Source organism: Mesorhizobium sp. WSM4807 (assembly GCF_055811615.1).
On sequence record NZ_JBVVQY010000005.1, the window covers coordinates 240,840 to 254,284 of the forward strand.

At 62.4% G+C, this 13,445-nt stretch carries 21 protein-coding genes; 10 read left to right on the plus strand and 11 right to left on the minus strand.

All coding sequences use genetic code 11. The annotated features are described in order from the left end of the window. Positions 1-5: 5 nt before the first annotated feature. Both AC0L3N_RS09005 and AC0L3N_RS09010 read right to left on the minus strand, forming a co-directional pair. The gene (locus AC0L3N_RS09005) at positions 6-185 is read right to left on the minus strand and encodes a hypothetical protein (RefSeq protein WP_292213750.1); all 180 of its coding nucleotides are present in this window, start codon (positions 183-185) and stop codon (positions 6-8) included. Positions 186-242: 57 nt separating this feature from the next. Then, positions 243-1,196, minus strand: a complete 954-nt coding sequence (locus AC0L3N_RS09010) for a ring-cleaving dioxygenase (protein WP_473547158.1) — start codon at positions 1,194-1,196, stop codon at positions 243-245. A gap of 269 nt (positions 1,197-1,465) precedes the next feature. Between AC0L3N_RS09010 and AC0L3N_RS09015 the strand changes: the two genes are divergently transcribed. The 5 genes from AC0L3N_RS09015 (at position 1,466) to AC0L3N_RS09035 (ending at position 3,895) form a co-directional block, all read left to right on the plus strand. Continuing rightward, positions 1,466-1,633 (plus strand): hypothetical protein, encoded by a 168-nt coding sequence (locus tag AC0L3N_RS09015; protein WP_082982284.1) that lies wholly within the window; start codon positions 1,466-1,468, stop codon positions 1,631-1,633. 84 nt (positions 1,634-1,717) lie between these two features. Then, positions 1,718-2,320 carry a DJ-1/PfpI family protein gene (locus AC0L3N_RS09020; RefSeq protein ID WP_473547160.1) on the plus strand — a complete coding sequence of 201 codons (603 nt, stop codon included), beginning with the start codon at positions 1,718-1,720 and terminating at the stop codon, positions 2,318-2,320. 53 nt (positions 2,321-2,373) lie between these two features. Next, positions 2,374-2,739, plus strand: coding sequence for a VOC family protein (locus AC0L3N_RS09025; protein WP_473547162.1), 366 nt, complete (start codon positions 2,374-2,376; stop codon positions 2,737-2,739). Between the two features lie 7 nt (positions 2,740-2,746). Next, complete coding sequence (locus tag AC0L3N_RS09030; protein ID WP_473547164.1) at positions 2,747-3,157, plus strand: hypothetical protein; 411 nt, start codon at positions 2,747-2,749, stop codon at positions 3,155-3,157. Between the two features lie 18 nt (positions 3,158-3,175). Continuing rightward, a complete protein-coding gene (locus tag AC0L3N_RS09035; RefSeq protein WP_095487267.1) occupies positions 3,176-3,895 on the plus strand; it encodes a helix-turn-helix transcriptional regulator in 720 nt (239 codons plus the stop codon). Positions 3,896-3,959: 64 nt separating this feature from the next. Here the strand turns inward: AC0L3N_RS09035 and AC0L3N_RS09040 are convergent, their stop codons facing one another. Continuing rightward, positions 3,960-4,655 (minus strand): DUF1013 domain-containing protein, encoded by a 696-nt coding sequence (locus AC0L3N_RS09040; RefSeq protein WP_473547165.1) that lies wholly within the window; start codon positions 4,653-4,655, stop codon positions 3,960-3,962. A gap of 420 nt (positions 4,656-5,075) precedes the next feature. On the opposite strand from AC0L3N_RS09040, the gene AC0L3N_RS09045 reads away from it, so the two are divergent. Further along, positions 5,076-5,624 carry a LysE family transporter gene (locus AC0L3N_RS09045; protein ID WP_473547167.1) on the plus strand — a complete coding sequence of 183 codons (549 nt, stop codon included), beginning with the start codon at positions 5,076-5,078 and terminating at the stop codon, positions 5,622-5,624. A gap of 192 nt (positions 5,625-5,816) precedes the next feature. Here AC0L3N_RS09045 and AC0L3N_RS09050 read toward each other — a convergent pair whose 3' ends face one another. Further along, positions 5,817-5,957, minus strand: a complete 141-nt coding sequence (locus tag AC0L3N_RS09050; protein WP_065011316.1) for a DUF1127 domain-containing protein — start codon at positions 5,955-5,957, stop codon at positions 5,817-5,819. A 131-nt stretch (positions 5,958-6,088) separates the two neighbouring features. Next, positions 6,089-7,102, minus strand: coding sequence for an NAD(P)H-quinone oxidoreductase (locus AC0L3N_RS09055; protein WP_473547169.1), 1,014 nt, complete (start codon positions 7,100-7,102; stop codon positions 6,089-6,091). Positions 7,103-7,292: 190 nt separating this feature from the next. Between AC0L3N_RS09055 and AC0L3N_RS09060 the strand changes: the two genes are divergently transcribed. From AC0L3N_RS09060 to AC0L3N_RS09070, 3 genes are all read left to right on the plus strand, one after another. Then, positions 7,293-7,487 (plus strand): DUF1192 domain-containing protein, encoded by a 195-nt coding sequence (locus AC0L3N_RS09060; RefSeq protein ID WP_202365646.1) that lies wholly within the window; start codon positions 7,293-7,295, stop codon positions 7,485-7,487. Positions 7,488-7,571: 84 nt separating this feature from the next. Next, positions 7,572-8,819: an MFS transporter gene (locus AC0L3N_RS09065; RefSeq protein ID WP_473547171.1), complete on the plus strand. Its 1,248-nt coding sequence runs from the start codon at positions 7,572-7,574 to the stop codon at positions 8,817-8,819. Positions 8,820-8,850: 31 nt separating this feature from the next. Beyond that, positions 8,851-9,138: an ArsR/SmtB family transcription factor gene (locus AC0L3N_RS09070; protein WP_473547173.1), complete on the plus strand. Its 288-nt coding sequence runs from the start codon at positions 8,851-8,853 to the stop codon at positions 9,136-9,138. Between the two features lie 148 nt (positions 9,139-9,286). Here the strand turns inward: AC0L3N_RS09070 and AC0L3N_RS09075 are convergent, their stop codons facing one another. The 6 genes from AC0L3N_RS09075 to AC0L3N_RS09100 all read right to left on the minus strand — a co-directional run bounded on the left by AC0L3N_RS09075 (position 9,287) and on the right by AC0L3N_RS09100 (position 12,791). Further along, positions 9,287-9,559 (minus strand): hypothetical protein, encoded by a 273-nt coding sequence (locus AC0L3N_RS09075; protein WP_473547175.1) that lies wholly within the window; start codon positions 9,557-9,559, stop codon positions 9,287-9,289. Between the two features lie 161 nt (positions 9,560-9,720). Next, positions 9,721-10,329, minus strand: a complete 609-nt coding sequence (locus tag AC0L3N_RS09080; protein ID WP_473547177.1) for a glutathione S-transferase family protein — start codon at positions 10,327-10,329, stop codon at positions 9,721-9,723. Positions 10,330-10,373: 44 nt separating this feature from the next. Continuing rightward, positions 10,374-10,829, minus strand: a complete 456-nt coding sequence (locus AC0L3N_RS09085; RefSeq protein WP_473547179.1) for an SRPBCC family protein — start codon at positions 10,827-10,829, stop codon at positions 10,374-10,376. Between the two features lie 10 nt (positions 10,830-10,839). Next, entirely contained in the window at positions 10,840-11,184 is a 345-nt protein-coding gene (locus AC0L3N_RS09090) for an ArsR/SmtB family transcription factor (protein WP_473547181.1), read from the minus strand. 5 nt (positions 11,185-11,189) lie between these two features. Continuing rightward, positions 11,190-11,846, minus strand: coding sequence for a glutathione S-transferase family protein (locus tag AC0L3N_RS09095; protein WP_473547183.1), 657 nt, complete (start codon positions 11,844-11,846; stop codon positions 11,190-11,192). 63 nt (positions 11,847-11,909) lie between these two features. After that, complete coding sequence (locus tag AC0L3N_RS09100) at positions 11,910-12,791, minus strand: alpha/beta fold hydrolase (RefSeq protein ID WP_473547285.1); 882 nt, start codon at positions 12,789-12,791, stop codon at positions 11,910-11,912. 100 nt (positions 12,792-12,891) lie between these two features. Between AC0L3N_RS09100 and AC0L3N_RS09105 the strand changes: the two genes are divergently transcribed. Continuing rightward, positions 12,892-13,419, plus strand: coding sequence for a winged helix-turn-helix transcriptional regulator (locus AC0L3N_RS09105; RefSeq protein ID WP_473547185.1), 528 nt, complete (start codon positions 12,892-12,894; stop codon positions 13,417-13,419). Positions 13,420-13,445 lie beyond the last annotated feature (26 nt).

A 13,445-nucleotide genomic window follows, 5' to 3' on the forward strand; every position in this document is an offset into this window, starting at 1 on the left:
CAGCCCTACGTCCAATGCCCCAGCGCCGCTGTTATCGAAATCGCCGCCATCGCCAGCACCGCCAGCTTCCAAAAATCGCTGCGCCGCTTCAGCCCCGGCCAGCCAAGCGGCTTGATCAGCTGAATGACCATCATGGCGACGATAACGAGCGCGAGGAGTTTCGACATGCCGCTTTTGATCAGCATCGCGGTCGGCTGTCAAAGTGCTCCGCTGGCACCAGATCGCCATAACGCTGAGAGGTATTATGCCAGCGGCTTGAGACCGGCCTCGATCGCAGCCCGTTTCGGTTCGAGGAATGGCGGCAAAGCCAGCCTTTCGCCCAGCGTTTCCAGTGGCTCGTCGGCCGTGAACCCGGGGCCGTCGGTGGCAATCTCGAACAATATGCCGTTCGGCTCACGGAAGTAGAGCGAACGGAAGTAGTATCGTTCGACCTCACCGCTTGACGGCAGGCGGAACTCGGCCAACCGCGCCGTCCATTGGTGCAAAATCTCCTGGTCCGGCGCCCTGAATGCGACGTGGTGGACCGCGCCGGCGCCTTGCCTTGCCGGCGCAAGGCCTGGCTGCACCGCGACATGAAGCTCCGCCGCCGGGCCGCCTGCTCCCATTTCGAAGACATGGACCTGGCCCTGACCATCCGGCGAGGCATAGTCCCCCGCCTTGCGCATATTCATCACCCTGGTCAGCACGGTTTCAGTGTTGGTGATGTCGGGAACGCTGATAACGATGGGCCCGAGCCCGCGTATCTGGTGCTCGACTGGGACCGGGCTTTGAGCCCAGGGATGACTGCAGCCCTTGCCGCCATCGCTGACGAGACGCAGGCGCTGGCCTTCTGGGTCTTCGAAATCCAGCGACGGGTAGCCGCCAACATCGCCGATCTCTCCCGTCGCGACGGTCTCGCCGGCCAGGCGCTCCTTCCACCAGGCAAGGCTTTCGGGGCTGGCGACCCTCAGGCTGGTCCGCACGATGCTGTTGGTGCCGCGCCGTTCGCGTCCGACCGGCCAATCGAAGAAGGTAAGATCGGTGCCAGGCGTCGCCTCGGCGTCGGCATAGAAAAGGTGATAGGCTGACGTGTCGTCCTGATTGACTGTCTTCTTGACCAGCCGCAGCCCCAAAGTGCCGGTGTAGAAACGAAGGTTTTCCGGCGCATTCGCGGTGATAGCGGTTAAATGGTGGATTCCCGTCAGTTGCAGGCCCATGGTCGTCCTCCGTGATCTCTGGAAAATTTTTCTCCTTCAATATCAGAACGCCGACCCTATCGCAGAAGGATGCGAATTCCGACAATCCGTCGCTGCAAGCTGAACGATCTCAACTCTGACAGGGACATGCGATGAACAGGCCGGCGTGCCTCGCACCGGCGAGATCGGGAAGACAACCGGCAGCATAACCAAGGCCATCAAGCCTCCTGACAGACTGCTGTCAGGAGGGGTGTGCGATAGTGTCTCCATCGAAAGAGAGGAGACCAGCTATGAACGGTTTTACCATTCTGCGCAGCGTGCAGCACTATGTCGGCAAGATCAGGACGATGCGCAACGAAATCCGCACCCGGCGTTTCATGAATGGCTTGCCGCAGAGCATCCGCAAGGACATCGGTTGGCCGGATAATTACGAAGGCCGCCACGGCCGCGGCCATTGAGGCGATTTTTTCGTGGCAGCAGTTGGATGCGGACGCCACAGCGCCCAGATAAATAAGTCGGCGGGCCGAAAGACGGAGCAGGAAATGTCCGAACAGAAGACCATCGGCGTTCTTTTCATCGATCGCTTCGCCGACTGGGAATACGGCTTGCTGGCGGCTTCGGCGGTCGAATGGTTCGGTGCACGCGCGGTGTCGCTGACCCCGAACGGCAAGCCGGTGACCTCGGCCAGCGGATTTGTGCTGGCGCCCGACCGCTCCGCCGAGGTTGATGAAAACACCGATCTCGACGCCGTCGCGGTCATCGGCTCCGACCAGTGGGTCGATGCCCCGCCTGATGTCTCCGGACTGCTGACGGCGATTGCGGCGCGCGGCGGCGTGGTTGGCGGCATCTGCGCCGGAACGCTGGCACTTGCGCGTGCCGGCCTGTTCGACAAGGCCAAACACACCAGCAATGGCCGTGACTGGATCAATGAAAAGGAACCGGGTTACCCGGGTGCCCAGAACTGTCAGGACGTGCCCTATGCCGTCGCCGACGGCCGCATCGTGTCCGCGCCGGGTTCGGCTCCCGGCACCTTCGCTCTTGCCTATTTGAAGACGCTCTATCCCCAGAGAAGCAGCGATCTCGCACAGATGCGTACGCTGTTCGCCAAGGAGTATGCCGAAGGGGAATATGCTGAAGCCTCCTGACAGTATGGTGTCAGGAGCGGCGTGCAATAGTGCGACAGTATCAGGAGACAGACATGGCATTCATCCCGGCAAAAGCCTCGGCATGGTTCGAGATCCCGGTCACCGACATGGATCGGGCGCGCGCCTTCTATGGGTCGGTGCTTCAGAACGATCTCATTCTGGAGGAGAGCGGCCCGAACCCGATGGCCATGTTCACCGCGCAGGACCGAACGGCCTCCGGGCACGTCTACCCCGGGAAACCCGCAGCACCGGGAACCGGCCCGACCATCCATCTGTCGGTTGCCGCGCCGATCGAGGATGCCATCGAACGGGTGAAGCAGAACGGCGGTCAGGTCGTCTCGCCTGTGATCTCAATTCCGGCGGGCACATTCGCCTATTGCCTCGACCCGGACGGCAACAGTTTTGGACTCTTCGTCTAGGTGACGCATGGTAAAGAGCTGGAACGACAGGCTGAACACGCCAGGCATCAACGGTATCAAGCCGACGCCGCGCACTGTTGGCGACATTGTCGAGGGCCAGCCGATGCTGGTGCCCACGGCACGGCAGGTCGATGATTTCATCCGCTCCATTCCAAGGGGCGTTGACATGGATGTCCGCGCATTGCGCGCTGCGCTCGCCAACGAGCACGGCGCCGAAGTGACATGTCCGGTCACCATCGGCTATCATCTGCGCACTGTCGCCGAGGCAGCCAACGAGGATCTGGAACGCGGCATGACGCTGAGCGACATCGCGCCGTTCTGGCGGGTGCTGGATGCAAAGACGCCGACAACAGGGAAATTGTCCTTCGGCGCGGCATTCGTCGCCGCGCAGCGCAAGTGCGAAGGGCTGAAATCATAAACACCGAGGGACCATACGATGCGCCGCGCCGACAGGCTCTTCCAGATCGTCCAGCATCTGCGCGGTGGCCGTCTGGTCACCGCCCAGAAGCTGGGCACGTGGCTCGAGGTTTCCGAGCGAACAATCTACCGCGACATCGCCGACCTGCAGTCGACCGGCGTGCCGATCGACGGCGAGGCCGGCGTCGGCTACATGATGAGGGAGGGTTTCGACCTTCCGCCGCTGATGTTCACGCGTGACGAGATCGTCGCGCTGGTCGCCGGTGCCCGCATGGTGCGCGCGTTTGGCGGCGCTGCGATGGCGCGGGCCGCCGACGAGGCGCTGGTCAAGATCGGCGCCGTGCTGCCCGATGCCGAAAAAGACCGCATCGCCCGCACCGAGATCCACACGCCGATGTGGGTGGTGAGCGACGCCGCCCGCGAAGCAATCGACCTGATCGAACGCGCGGTGGAAAAACGCCAGGTGCTGACAATCGACTACTCCGACGAAGCAGGCCGCAGCACCGCGCGCGACATCAGACCATTGGGCCTGTGGTTCTGGGGCAAGGTGTGGACGCTGGTCGCCTGGTGCGAGATGCGCGACGATTTTCGCGCTTTCCGCATCGACCGCATCGCTTCAGTGGTCATCGCCGGCCGCGTCTTCAAGCCGGAGCGCGGCAAGCAGCTCGCCGATTTCTATCGTGCGGTGGAGCGCAGCGAAGACTACGGCATGGCGCCGGACCGGGCCGCGCGAACCTGACACCGCGAGATCGAAAAAAGCCCGCGTGAGGCGGGCTTTTTGTAATTGATCGGCTATGGCCGACTCACTTCTCGTCGTCCTTATCCTCGTCCTTCGACTTCAGTGCCGAAAGCTTGGCGAAGACGGCGTTGGCGTCGAGCTCCGCATCCTCGTCCTTCGGCTTCTCCGGCGCCGGCACCAGGCGCTCGGTCAATGCCGCCGGCAGCAGCGTGTCGCCGGCCGGCTGTGCCTGCTCGCGGCCTCGCGAGGCGCGGTTGACTTCCATGTCGAGATCGATCTGCGAGGCGAGACCCAGCGTCACCGGATCCATCGGCTGCAGATTGGCCGAGTTCCAATGCTTTCTGTCGCGGATCTGGTCGATCGTCGACTTGGTGGTGCCGACGAGGCGCGCGATCTGCGCGTCCTTCAACTCGGGATGGTTACGCACCAGCCAGAGGATGGCGTTGGGCCGGTCCTGGCGCTTCGACAGCGGCGTGTAGCGCGGACCCTTGCGCTTGGATTCCGGCACCCGCACCTTGGGATCGGACAGTTTCAGCCGATGGTTCGGGTCCTTCTCGGCGCGTGCGATCTCGTCGCGGGTCAGCTGGCCGGTCATGATCGGGTCCATGCCCTTGATGCCCTGCGCCGACTCGCCATCGGCGATTGCCTTGACCTCGAGCGGATGCAGCCCGCAGAACTGCGCGATCTGCTCGAAGGACAGCGCGGTGTTGTCGACCAGCCAGACGGCGGTCGCCTTGGGCATCAGCAGCGTATTGGCCATTTGCAAAATATCCTTCTCGTTCGCCCGCGTTCCCGCGCGGGCGGTGGTTTTAGAGCCACCAAAATGGGAAATTCGCTGCGTATATAACCACTCCGTTGCCGTTTCGCAACGGTTTTGGAAGGTACTCGCGAGATTGGCGGGAGAGATCGAAACGCGTCAAATCAACCGGTTTGGCTTCGGCACCGTGCTTTCGGTGAGCCGCTCAGCGGGCGCGGCCGATAATCCGTCAACAAAAACGTCCTCATGTCGGCATTTGCCGACTGTTAGAAGGGACATGTTTCATAGACATTTCGCCCTCGGCGGCAGCGGCTGCCTTCAGGAGAGCAGGCCGCCGCCGATGTGGGCTGATCGATGTTGGAAACCGGGCACGCTGTCGCGGCGGGGTTGTTTCCGTTCGCCATTTCCTATGCGCTGTTGGCAATGCTGCCGGGCGCCAATTTTGCTGTCGTCGCGCAGGCCGGGCTAACCGCTTCGCGTGCCACAGCGCTTTCGGCAGCCGCTGGTATCGCCCTTGGCGCGAGTTCGTTGGCGGCTATCGTCGCGACGGGAGCCGGCGCGCTGCCGCCGGGGGGCATCGCACACCAGATGGCCGCCAGCCTATACGGCGCAGTGCTGGTCTTCATCGGCTGGAATTCGATGCGGCGGGCGCAGTCTATCAAGACCGGCATCAACGAGCCGAGGCCGGTTCCAATCGCTCGATACTTCCGGCTGGGCTTTGTCACGGCAGTGGCAAATCCTGCCACCGCGCTGTTTTTCGCATCCTCCACGCTGAATTTAAATGCTCGTGGGGCAACTCACCTGTCCGTGGTCGCACTGGTGTTTGCCATTGCGATCGCCTGGTTTGGTCTTCTCGGCCTTTCCATTTCCCAACCGGCGACACGACGATTTTACAGTCGTTTCCGAAAGCATGCGGACATCGTGCTGGGAGGAGCCCTGGTGGCGCTCGGCTTCGCCGCACTTGGCTATTGAGCCAGGTACACGCAACCGCCGCTGCTTGACGGACCTCAAAACGACAAAACCCGCCGGACAGGGTCCAGCGGGCTCGGAACCGGCGACGGAAACCCGTCTGCTGCGGCTCTGGCTTCTAAAGCATGATCTCGGACCGAAGCACCACTTCGCGAAAAAGCGGCTTGATGCTTTCGGGCGAGATCACGCTCGAGATCAAAGCGCCTTGCGGGCGATCCTCTCGATGTCACCACGGTTGATGCCGAGGTCGTTGAGCTGACGGGCGTTCAGGCGGTTCAGTTCGCGCACGGTTTCATTGTACATGCGCCAGTTACGGAAAGCACGGATCGGGTTCATGGTAGTCCTCCATCGTTTCGATGCCGCTCAAATAGGCATCGTTGATGAAAAGTTGAACAGACGCTTGTGCATGGCCGCAATGCGTTGTTGCATTGCACAATTAAGCTTTTGTTCAGCTTGTTCACCGACCGTCAGCCGACATCGAGGACGATCTTGCCGATATGCTCGCCCTCCTCCATCCGCTCATGCGCCCGCCACGCTTCCTTGAGCGGGAAGATCATGTCCATGACGGGTGCTACCTTGCGGGTGCCGAGCAGCGGCCACACCTGCGCCTCCAGTGCTGCGGCGACTGCCGCCTTGAATTCGACGGTGCGCGGCCGCAGCATCGAGCCGGTGTGGGTGAGCCGCTTGGCCATCATCTTCGAGAAATCGGCGCTTGCCACCGCCCCGCTCTGCGTGGCGATCTGGACGATGCGGCCTTCCACAGCCGCGGCCTCGTAGTTTCGCGCCACATAGTCGCCGCCGACCATGTCGAGGATGACGTTGGCGCCCTTGCCGCCGGTCGCGTCCTTGACCGCCGCGAGGAAGTCCTCCTCGCGGTAGTTGATCGCCCGGTCGGCGCCAAGCTTAAGACAGGCGTCGCACTTCTCCTGGTTGCCGGCGGTGGTGATGACATAGGCGCCGAAGACCGAGGCGAGTTGGATCGCCGTGGTGCCGATCCCGGAAGAGCCGCCATGGACGAGCAGCGTCTCGCCGCTCTTCAGGCCGCCGCGCTCGAAGACATTATGCCAGACGGTGAAGTAGTTTTCCGGCACCGCCGCTGCTTCGGTGTGGGTAAAGCCGGCGGGCAGCGGCAGCACGCTGCCGGCATGGACCTTGACATATTCGGCATAGCCGCCGCCGGGCGTCAGCGCGCAGACCCGGTCGCCAACGCGCCAGCGCGATATCTCGTCGCCAAGAGCTGCAACTTCGCCCGACGCTTCGAGACCCGGCAGGTCCGACGCACCGGGCGGCGGCGGATAGACGCCCTTGCGCTGCTGCACATCCGGCCGGTTGATACCTGCAGCGCGCACCCGGATCAGGATTTCGCCGGGACCGGGCACGGGCACGTCGCGCGTTTCCGGTTTCAGCACCCGCGGTCCACCGGGTTCCGAGATTGCAATGGCCGTCATCGTCGCCGGAATCTTGTCCTGTCCACTCGCCATGAATTTTCCCGTCTCGCTTCGCCAGTTTCTTGCCAGCTGCCGGTTTGTTGCCGACTATTTGCATCCGTGCCCCTGCCCTATGTATGCTGATTGCCAAATCAGGCAAATGGCCACTGCAGCGCCGGGCGTCGGATCGGACGCGCAAAGGACGCTGTAGCAGTCAAATTTTGCGCATGAGCGAGGAGCGACGATGGCGATCTTCGACGACGAACCCAAAAAGAAAGCCCGCCCGCATGAGATCGGGCAGGATCTGTCGCTGCTCTCCGTCGACGAACTGTCTGAGCGGATCGGCATCTTGCGCGACGAGATCGCCCGGCTCGAAGCCGAGCTCAAGACCAAGAGCACCACCAAATCAGCAGCCGAGGCGCTGTTCCGCCGCGAATAGTTTCCAGAGCCGAAGCGCCCGCCGCCGAAAAGCTCGAATGCGACTGTCTTCAGATCCTCCCTAAATTCCAGCCGGATCAGCTAAATGTTTGCAAGCTACCGACCGATCCTTTCGCTGCTTCGCGGCACCGCTTTCCTGCTGGCGGCGACCGGACTGCACGGGCTGCTGTTGCCGCTGCGCGGCCAGTTGGAAGGTTTCTCGACCGCATCGCTCGGCCTGATGGGCACGGCCTGGGCCGGCGGCTTCGTCACCGGCTGCTTCTTTGCGCCGCGCATCGTGCGCCGCGCCGGTCACGTACGCGCTTTCGGCGCCTTTGCGGCATCGGGAGCCATCGTCGCACTGCTCACCGGACTGATCATCGACGAATATGTCTGGATCCTGCTGCGCGCCTTCACCGGTTTTACCATGGCCGGCGCCTTCATGGTCATCGAAAGCTGGCTGAACGAGAAGTCCACCAACGAGAACCGCGGCGCCGTCTTCGGCCTCTACATGATGGTCACCTATGCCTCGATCATGGGCGGCCAGATGATCGTTGCCGGCGGCGACGTGAAGTCGGCCTCGCTGTTCATGATCACCGGCATCCTGTTCTGCCTGTCGCTCATTCCGACCGCGGTGTCGACGGCTTCGCACCCCAAGCCGTTGCAGGACGTCTCGCTCGACGTCAAGGGGCTGTATGTCAATTCGCCGGTGTCGGCGATTGCCTGCGTTTTGATCGGCATTGCTAACGGCGCCTGGGGCACGCTCGGTGCCGTCTATGGTGCCCGCATCGGCATTTCCACGGCCGAGATCGCGCTGATGATGAGCCTGGTGGTCGTCGCCGGTGCCGCCATGCAACTTCCGGCCGGACGTCTCTCCGACAAGACCGACCGCCGCTTTGTGCTGGCGGGCCTGGCCTTCGGCGCGGCGCTGTTCGCCGTCGCGGTCTTCCTGTTCGAGCCGCGCTCCGGCGTCTTCGTCATCGTCTGCACCGCCGCCTACGGCGCTTTTGCCTATACGCTGTATTCGATCGCCGTGGCCCATGCCAACGACCACGCCCGGGCGGAGGATTTCGTCAAGGTGTCGGGCGGCCTGCTGCTGCTCTATGGTTTCGGCACGATGATCGGGCCGCTGCTGGCCGCCGGCCTGATGGGCTGGATGCGGCCGGAAGGACTGTTCCTTGCGACGGCCTTCGCGCACCTTTGCCTGGCGGGCTATACGCTGCTGCGCATCAGCCGGCGCGCGCCGGTGCCGATCGAAGACCGCGACGCCTTCAAGACGCAACCGGCCGAGCGCTCGATCACGCCGGAAGCATTGCGGCTCGATCCGCGCAGAAAGCCTGAAACCAACGGTTGAGATTTAGAAAACTTTGCCCCACAAATAAGGCATGATGTTTTCTGACGCCTTCATGGCGATTGCCGATCCCAACCGGCGCCATCTTTTGGAAGAGCTCCGGCGCGGCCCGAAGACCGTCAACGAACTGGCCGCCGGGTTGCCGGTCTCGCGCCCGGCTGTTTCGCAGCATCTAAAGGTGCTGCTCGATGCCGGACTGGTCAACGCCAAGCCGGAAGGGACAAGGCGCGTCTATACGGTCAGCAATGCCGGCTTCCGGAAGCTCAACATCTGGCTCGACCAGTTCTGGGATGCAGAGCAGCTTGGCTCGCCCGGAAACTGAGATGCGCCGTCGCATCTTTGCCAGTAGCGCACCAGGCGCGTCGAGCAGCTCGCCCGTGCCATGCTTGCTTACGGGTGCCGAGATCATCATGGCTGTCGAGAAAGGCACACTGCTCCGTCATACCTCCTTGGCAGGCCGATGAGCTAGCTCAATGGTTGTTGCGGGATGAAAACGCTGTCCTTGTAGGTAGCGCCGAGACCTCGACGCTGTGCAGCCTACCGTCCTGGAACGAATGCAATTCGGTGTTGCGGAAGACCTTGCCGTCGAGCCTTTCGCAGCGATAGAGAACGAAAGCACCGTTGCCGTCCTCGCAAATCCTCTCGACGGCGATCGTGCTGTTCGGGCAGCAGTGCGCGAAGTAGGTCGCGCGGTCGATGGCGTCGTCATAGGGGCAGGTGAAGGTGAAATCGTCTGTCAGCACCGCCTCGATGACGCTGCGGTCGTTGGCCCGGTAGGCGGCGAAGTGAAGTAACTGCGGACCAGGTCCGTTCTGCTTTTGACAGGCATGGCGAAAGCTCCTTAGGATTCAGGTGCTTGGCGTTGAGCCGCATATCGTCCCATGAAACAGTGTCGGGCATCGGCCTAAGCGTTCCAACTTGGACGTTTCTGAACACGGTCGAGCCAATGATGGACATTGACGAGCGAGTCCGGGATGTCGGCTCCGAAGAAGGCGCCAAGCCACGCTGCGACGGCGGCGGTGATGTCGGCGACGGAGTACCGGTCGCCGGCGATGAACGGGCGGCCATCGACGATCTCGCGGTCAAGCCACGCCCACTTTGCCGGAACGGCCTCGCGCTGCGTTTCGGCGAAAGCCGGGAACTGCACGAGCCGCTCCGCAAACATGGGATCGGAATGCTGGGCAATGCTGCCGATCGTTCCGAAGATCTCGATCTCGGCGCGGCGGTTCCACATCTCGACCTTGCCTTGGCTGACCGCGTCTGAGCCGAACAGTGCCGGCGTTGGATGAAGCGCCTCCAGATAGCGGCAGATGGCGATGCTTTCGGTGATCACCGTCCCGTCGTCGAGCACGAGCACGGGAATCTGGCCCAGTGAGTTGAGCTGAAGGAATTGCAGCGTCTTGTGCTCGCCTTTTGTCAGGTCGACTTCAACCCGCGGAACGTCGATGCCTTTCTCAGCCATGAAGATGCGAACGCGGTAGGAATTCGGACCAATGCCGCAGTAGAGTTTCATACTATCCTCCCGATTCTGCTGGTCTTTGGCTCAGGCTGCGGCGCTCACGCGCATTCCACCCGCAGGTTGTCGAGCATCTGGCTCCAGCCAGCCTGATGGTTTTCGTGCTGATCATGGCGGTCAAGAAAGGCGCCTTGCTCGGTCATCGCCAGCCGGCAGCCTGTGCCTTCTGGACTGAATTCAACCGTCAGCAGGCCGACAAACAACCGCTGGCCGCTGCTGGTCATGCCACCAGCCGAGACGATGCGCTGGTCGCGGACGATGTCGAGGTAGCGCGTCTCGTTCACATAACTCTCGCCACCCTTCGGTCCGAAACGGCTGAGCGCAATGCCGCCCACCTGGAACTCGAAGCAGTCAATGCTGCTTTCCCACTCCTCGCCGGGCGAGCCCCAGCGCTGCAATGCGGCGGGATCGGACCAGGCGGCGAACACCCGCGCCGGCGAAGCGTCGTAGCTGCGTTCGAGCACTATGGTCGAATGGACGACGGAGCGTTCGCTCATGGTGGCCTCCTCAGTTTCCTTCGGTTTCGTCGTTGGTTTCCGCGAGAAAGGCGCCGAGTCGGTCGAGCCGCTGTTCCCAGGCCAGGCGCCGTTCGTTGATCCAGTGTTCGGCGGTCCTCAGCGCCTTCGGCTCGATCTGGCAGGTGCGCACCCGGCCGAGCTTTTCGGTGCAGACGAGACCGCTCGCCTCGAGCACGTTCAGGTGCTGGACGACCGCCGACAGCGACATCGCCAGCGGCTCGGCCAACTGGCTTACCGAGGCGGGGCCGCACGACAGCCGCTCCACCATGTGCCGCCGGGCCGGGTCGGCGAGCGCCCGGAACATCAGGTCGAGTTTGGCGGTATCCTGCAGCATCGGGCTTAGCCGTTGTTGTAGGGGAAGAGCTTGAAATAGGGCTGCGCTTCCTCGATCACGCGGGCGACAGACGGGCGTTGCAGCAAGCGGTCGTGGTAGCGTCTCACCGCCAGATATTTGTCGCCGAACGGCTCGACCTTGTTGGCGTAGAACAATGCCGGGGCGGCGGCGCAATCGGCCATCGTGAAGGCCTCGCCCATCGCCCATGTCCTCGACTGCATGTCCTGTTCGATGATGGCGTAGGCGCTGCGCAGCTGGGCGCGAGCCTCCTCAACGCCGAACGGATCGGTCTTGCCTTCCGGCCGCAGGCGGTCGCCGACGATCTTCTGCATCGGGTGCTGCACGTAAAAGTCATAGAAGCGGTCCGCGAGGCGGGTCTGGCGGGCGAGATCGATATCGGCAGGGATCAGCTCGACCGGGCCGGGATAATACGCGTTGAGATATTCGATGACGATCGTCGATTCCGGCACCGTCCGGTCCAGCGCTTCATCGCGCAGCACCGGCATCTTGCCCGCCGGCGACAATTTCAGGAACGCCGCGCGCGACTGTTCATTGCCGAGATCGACGACGACCGACGTGAACGGCGTGCCGTTCTCATAGAGCGCGATCAGCGGCTTCCAGCAGAAGGAGGCCAGCGGATGGAGATGCATCGTCAAGGACATCGTTTTGCTCGTTCCCTTGATGGTTCGCCGCTGCATGGCTTACAGAGCTCAACACTAAAGCGATTACTTAACTATTGCCGATGGTGTGTCGAGGTCCGGCTCCGCGCTTATCTGGGCTTGGCTATGGGCGACGATGGCATCAACGATCGCGGCCCAATCGTCGGGATGGAGTTCGTGGCCGCCGCCTTCAATGCGGACAAGCCTCGCGCCGGCAACTGCTTCGGCAAGAGCGGCGCCATGCTCGACCGGAAAGATCGGATCCTCGGTGCCGTGGATAACGAGGAGCGGCGCCGTCATTTGACCCAGCCGCCCCTTCCAGTCCTCCCCGCCCTTGAGCATGAAATGATTGGTCGCGCTTAGAAAACCGCCGGACCGCTCGTAGTCCTGTTCGACGAAAGCCCTCGTTCGCTTCTCGTCGAATGGATGCGCGGTGCCTGCGATCGCATGCGCGTCCTTGACGATGAAGTCGACCACCTGGGCTCGGTCAGACCAGTCGACCTTCGCGCCTTCGGCCGAATGCTTCATATAGGCCTCGGTCGTGCCAGGCAGATGCGACGTGTCGATTCCTACAGGAGAAGTGCTGATCGCCGTAAGCGAGACGACCCGTGATGGATGTTTCAGCGCCACAAGCTGCGCGATCATGCCGCCCATCGACATGCCGACCACATGCGCTTTCGCGACGCCATGGCCGTCGAGAACGCGGATGGCGTCGTCTGCCATGTCATCGAATGTGTACGGCGGCTCGCCCGGCGCATATTTGATCGAACGGCCGGTATCGCGATTGTCATAGCGGATCACGAACAGACCCTTGCCGGCCAGTGTCCAGCAGAACGCCTCCGGCCACCAGAGCATAGAAGCCATGGCGCCCATGATCAGCAGCACCGATGGGTGCGTGGGGTCGCCAAACGTCTGCGACGCGATTTCTGGTTCCGCAGCCTTCATCATCATTGCAGTCTCCTCCTCTCTAAACTGATTGCATTTTGCAATCAGTTGCACGATAATAAAACTGATATGATAATGCAACCGGTTTCTGTTGGAGAATCGCATGAGCATCGATCGTCGGTCTGGGTGCCCGATCAACCTGTCGCTTGAAGTGTTTGGCGACCGGTGGAGCCTGATCATTCTTCGCGACATGATTTTCGGCGGCAAACGCCACTTTCGCGACCTGCTCAACGGATCGCTGGAACGCATCGCTTCCAACATCCTCGCCGATCGTCTGAAGCGGCTGATGGAACTCGGCATGCTGACCAGGGCCGACGACCCCACCCACAAGCAGAAGGCGATCTACAGCCTGACCGAAATGGCGATAACGCTGGTGCCGATCCTGGCGCATCTCGGCGCCTGGGGTCGCGTCTGGCTGCCGGTCAGCGAGGAACTCTCGATCCGCGCCGAGCTTCTGGAAAAGGGCGGCCCGCCGATGTGGGAAAAGTTCATGGACGAGCTGCGCCACGAACATCTGGGCACACCTTCCGACACGCCGCCGGATGCCACCGTGCGTGCGAGTTTGCAGGCTGGATACGAGGCGGTTGTCGCCCGAAAGGCGCCGGGCGCCGGGTGCGACCCTGGCGCCTGACCAACTTATTTTCCCCATCGCAAGCC

What these genes read in the sequence shown, in the direction of transcription:
- AC0L3N_RS09095 (WP_473547183.1), bottom strand. Translation starts at nt 11,846, where the DNA reads ATGTCCTTGACGATGCATCTCCATCCGCTGGCCTCCTTCTGCTGGAAG.
- AC0L3N_RS09010 (WP_473547158.1), bottom strand. Translation starts at nt 1,196, where the DNA reads ATGGGCCTGCAACTGACGGGAATCCACCATTTAACCGCTATCACCGCG.
- AC0L3N_RS09060 (WP_202365646.1), top strand. Translation starts at nt 7,293, where the DNA reads ATGGCGATCTTCGACGACGAACCCAAAAAGAAAGCCCGCCCGCATGAG.
- AC0L3N_RS09025 (WP_473547162.1), top strand. Translation starts at nt 2,374, where the DNA reads ATGGCATTCATCCCGGCAAAAGCCTCGGCATGGTTCGAGATCCCGGTC.
- AC0L3N_RS09065 (WP_473547171.1), top strand. Translation starts at nt 7,572, where the DNA reads ATGTTTGCAAGCTACCGACCGATCCTTTCGCTGCTTCGCGGCACCGCT.
- AC0L3N_RS09090 (WP_473547181.1), bottom strand. Translation starts at nt 11,184, where the DNA reads ATGCTGCAGGATACCGCCAAACTCGACCTGATGTTCCGGGCGCTCGCC.
- AC0L3N_RS09105 (WP_473547185.1), top strand. Translation starts at nt 12,892, where the DNA reads ATGAGCATCGATCGTCGGTCTGGGTGCCCGATCAACCTGTCGCTTGAA.
- AC0L3N_RS09020 (WP_473547160.1), top strand. Translation starts at nt 1,718, where the DNA reads ATGTCCGAACAGAAGACCATCGGCGTTCTTTTCATCGATCGCTTCGCC.
- AC0L3N_RS09100 (WP_473547285.1), bottom strand. Translation starts at nt 12,791, where the DNA reads ATGATGAAGGCTGCGGAACCAGAAATCGCGTCGCAGACGTTTGGCGAC.
- AC0L3N_RS09070 (WP_473547173.1), top strand. Translation starts at nt 8,851, where the DNA reads ATGATGTTTTCTGACGCCTTCATGGCGATTGCCGATCCCAACCGGCGC.
- AC0L3N_RS09030 (WP_473547164.1), top strand. Translation starts at nt 2,747, where the DNA reads ATGGTAAAGAGCTGGAACGACAGGCTGAACACGCCAGGCATCAACGGT.
- AC0L3N_RS09055 (WP_473547169.1), bottom strand. Translation starts at nt 7,102, where the DNA reads ATGGCGAGTGGACAGGACAAGATTCCGGCGACGATGACGGCCATTGCA.
- AC0L3N_RS09050 (WP_065011316.1), bottom strand. Translation starts at nt 5,957, where the DNA reads ATGAACCCGATCCGTGCTTTCCGTAACTGGCGCATGTACAATGAAACC.
- AC0L3N_RS09005 (WP_292213750.1), bottom strand. Translation starts at nt 185, where the DNA reads ATGCTGATCAAAAGCGGCATGTCGAAACTCCTCGCGCTCGTTATCGTC.
- AC0L3N_RS09040 (WP_473547165.1), bottom strand. Translation starts at nt 4,655, where the DNA reads ATGGCCAATACGCTGCTGATGCCCAAGGCGACCGCCGTCTGGCTGGTC.
- AC0L3N_RS09045 (WP_473547167.1), top strand. Translation starts at nt 5,076, where the DNA reads ATGCTGCCGGGCGCCAATTTTGCTGTCGTCGCGCAGGCCGGGCTAACC.
- AC0L3N_RS09015 (WP_082982284.1), top strand. Translation starts at nt 1,466, where the DNA reads ATGAACGGTTTTACCATTCTGCGCAGCGTGCAGCACTATGTCGGCAAG.
- AC0L3N_RS09085 (WP_473547179.1), bottom strand. Translation starts at nt 10,829, where the DNA reads ATGAGCGAACGCTCCGTCGTCCATTCGACCATAGTGCTCGAACGCAGC.
- AC0L3N_RS09080 (WP_473547177.1), bottom strand. Translation starts at nt 10,329, where the DNA reads ATGAAACTCTACTGCGGCATTGGTCCGAATTCCTACCGCGTTCGCATC.
- AC0L3N_RS09035 (WP_095487267.1), top strand. Translation starts at nt 3,176, where the DNA reads ATGCGCCGCGCCGACAGGCTCTTCCAGATCGTCCAGCATCTGCGCGGT.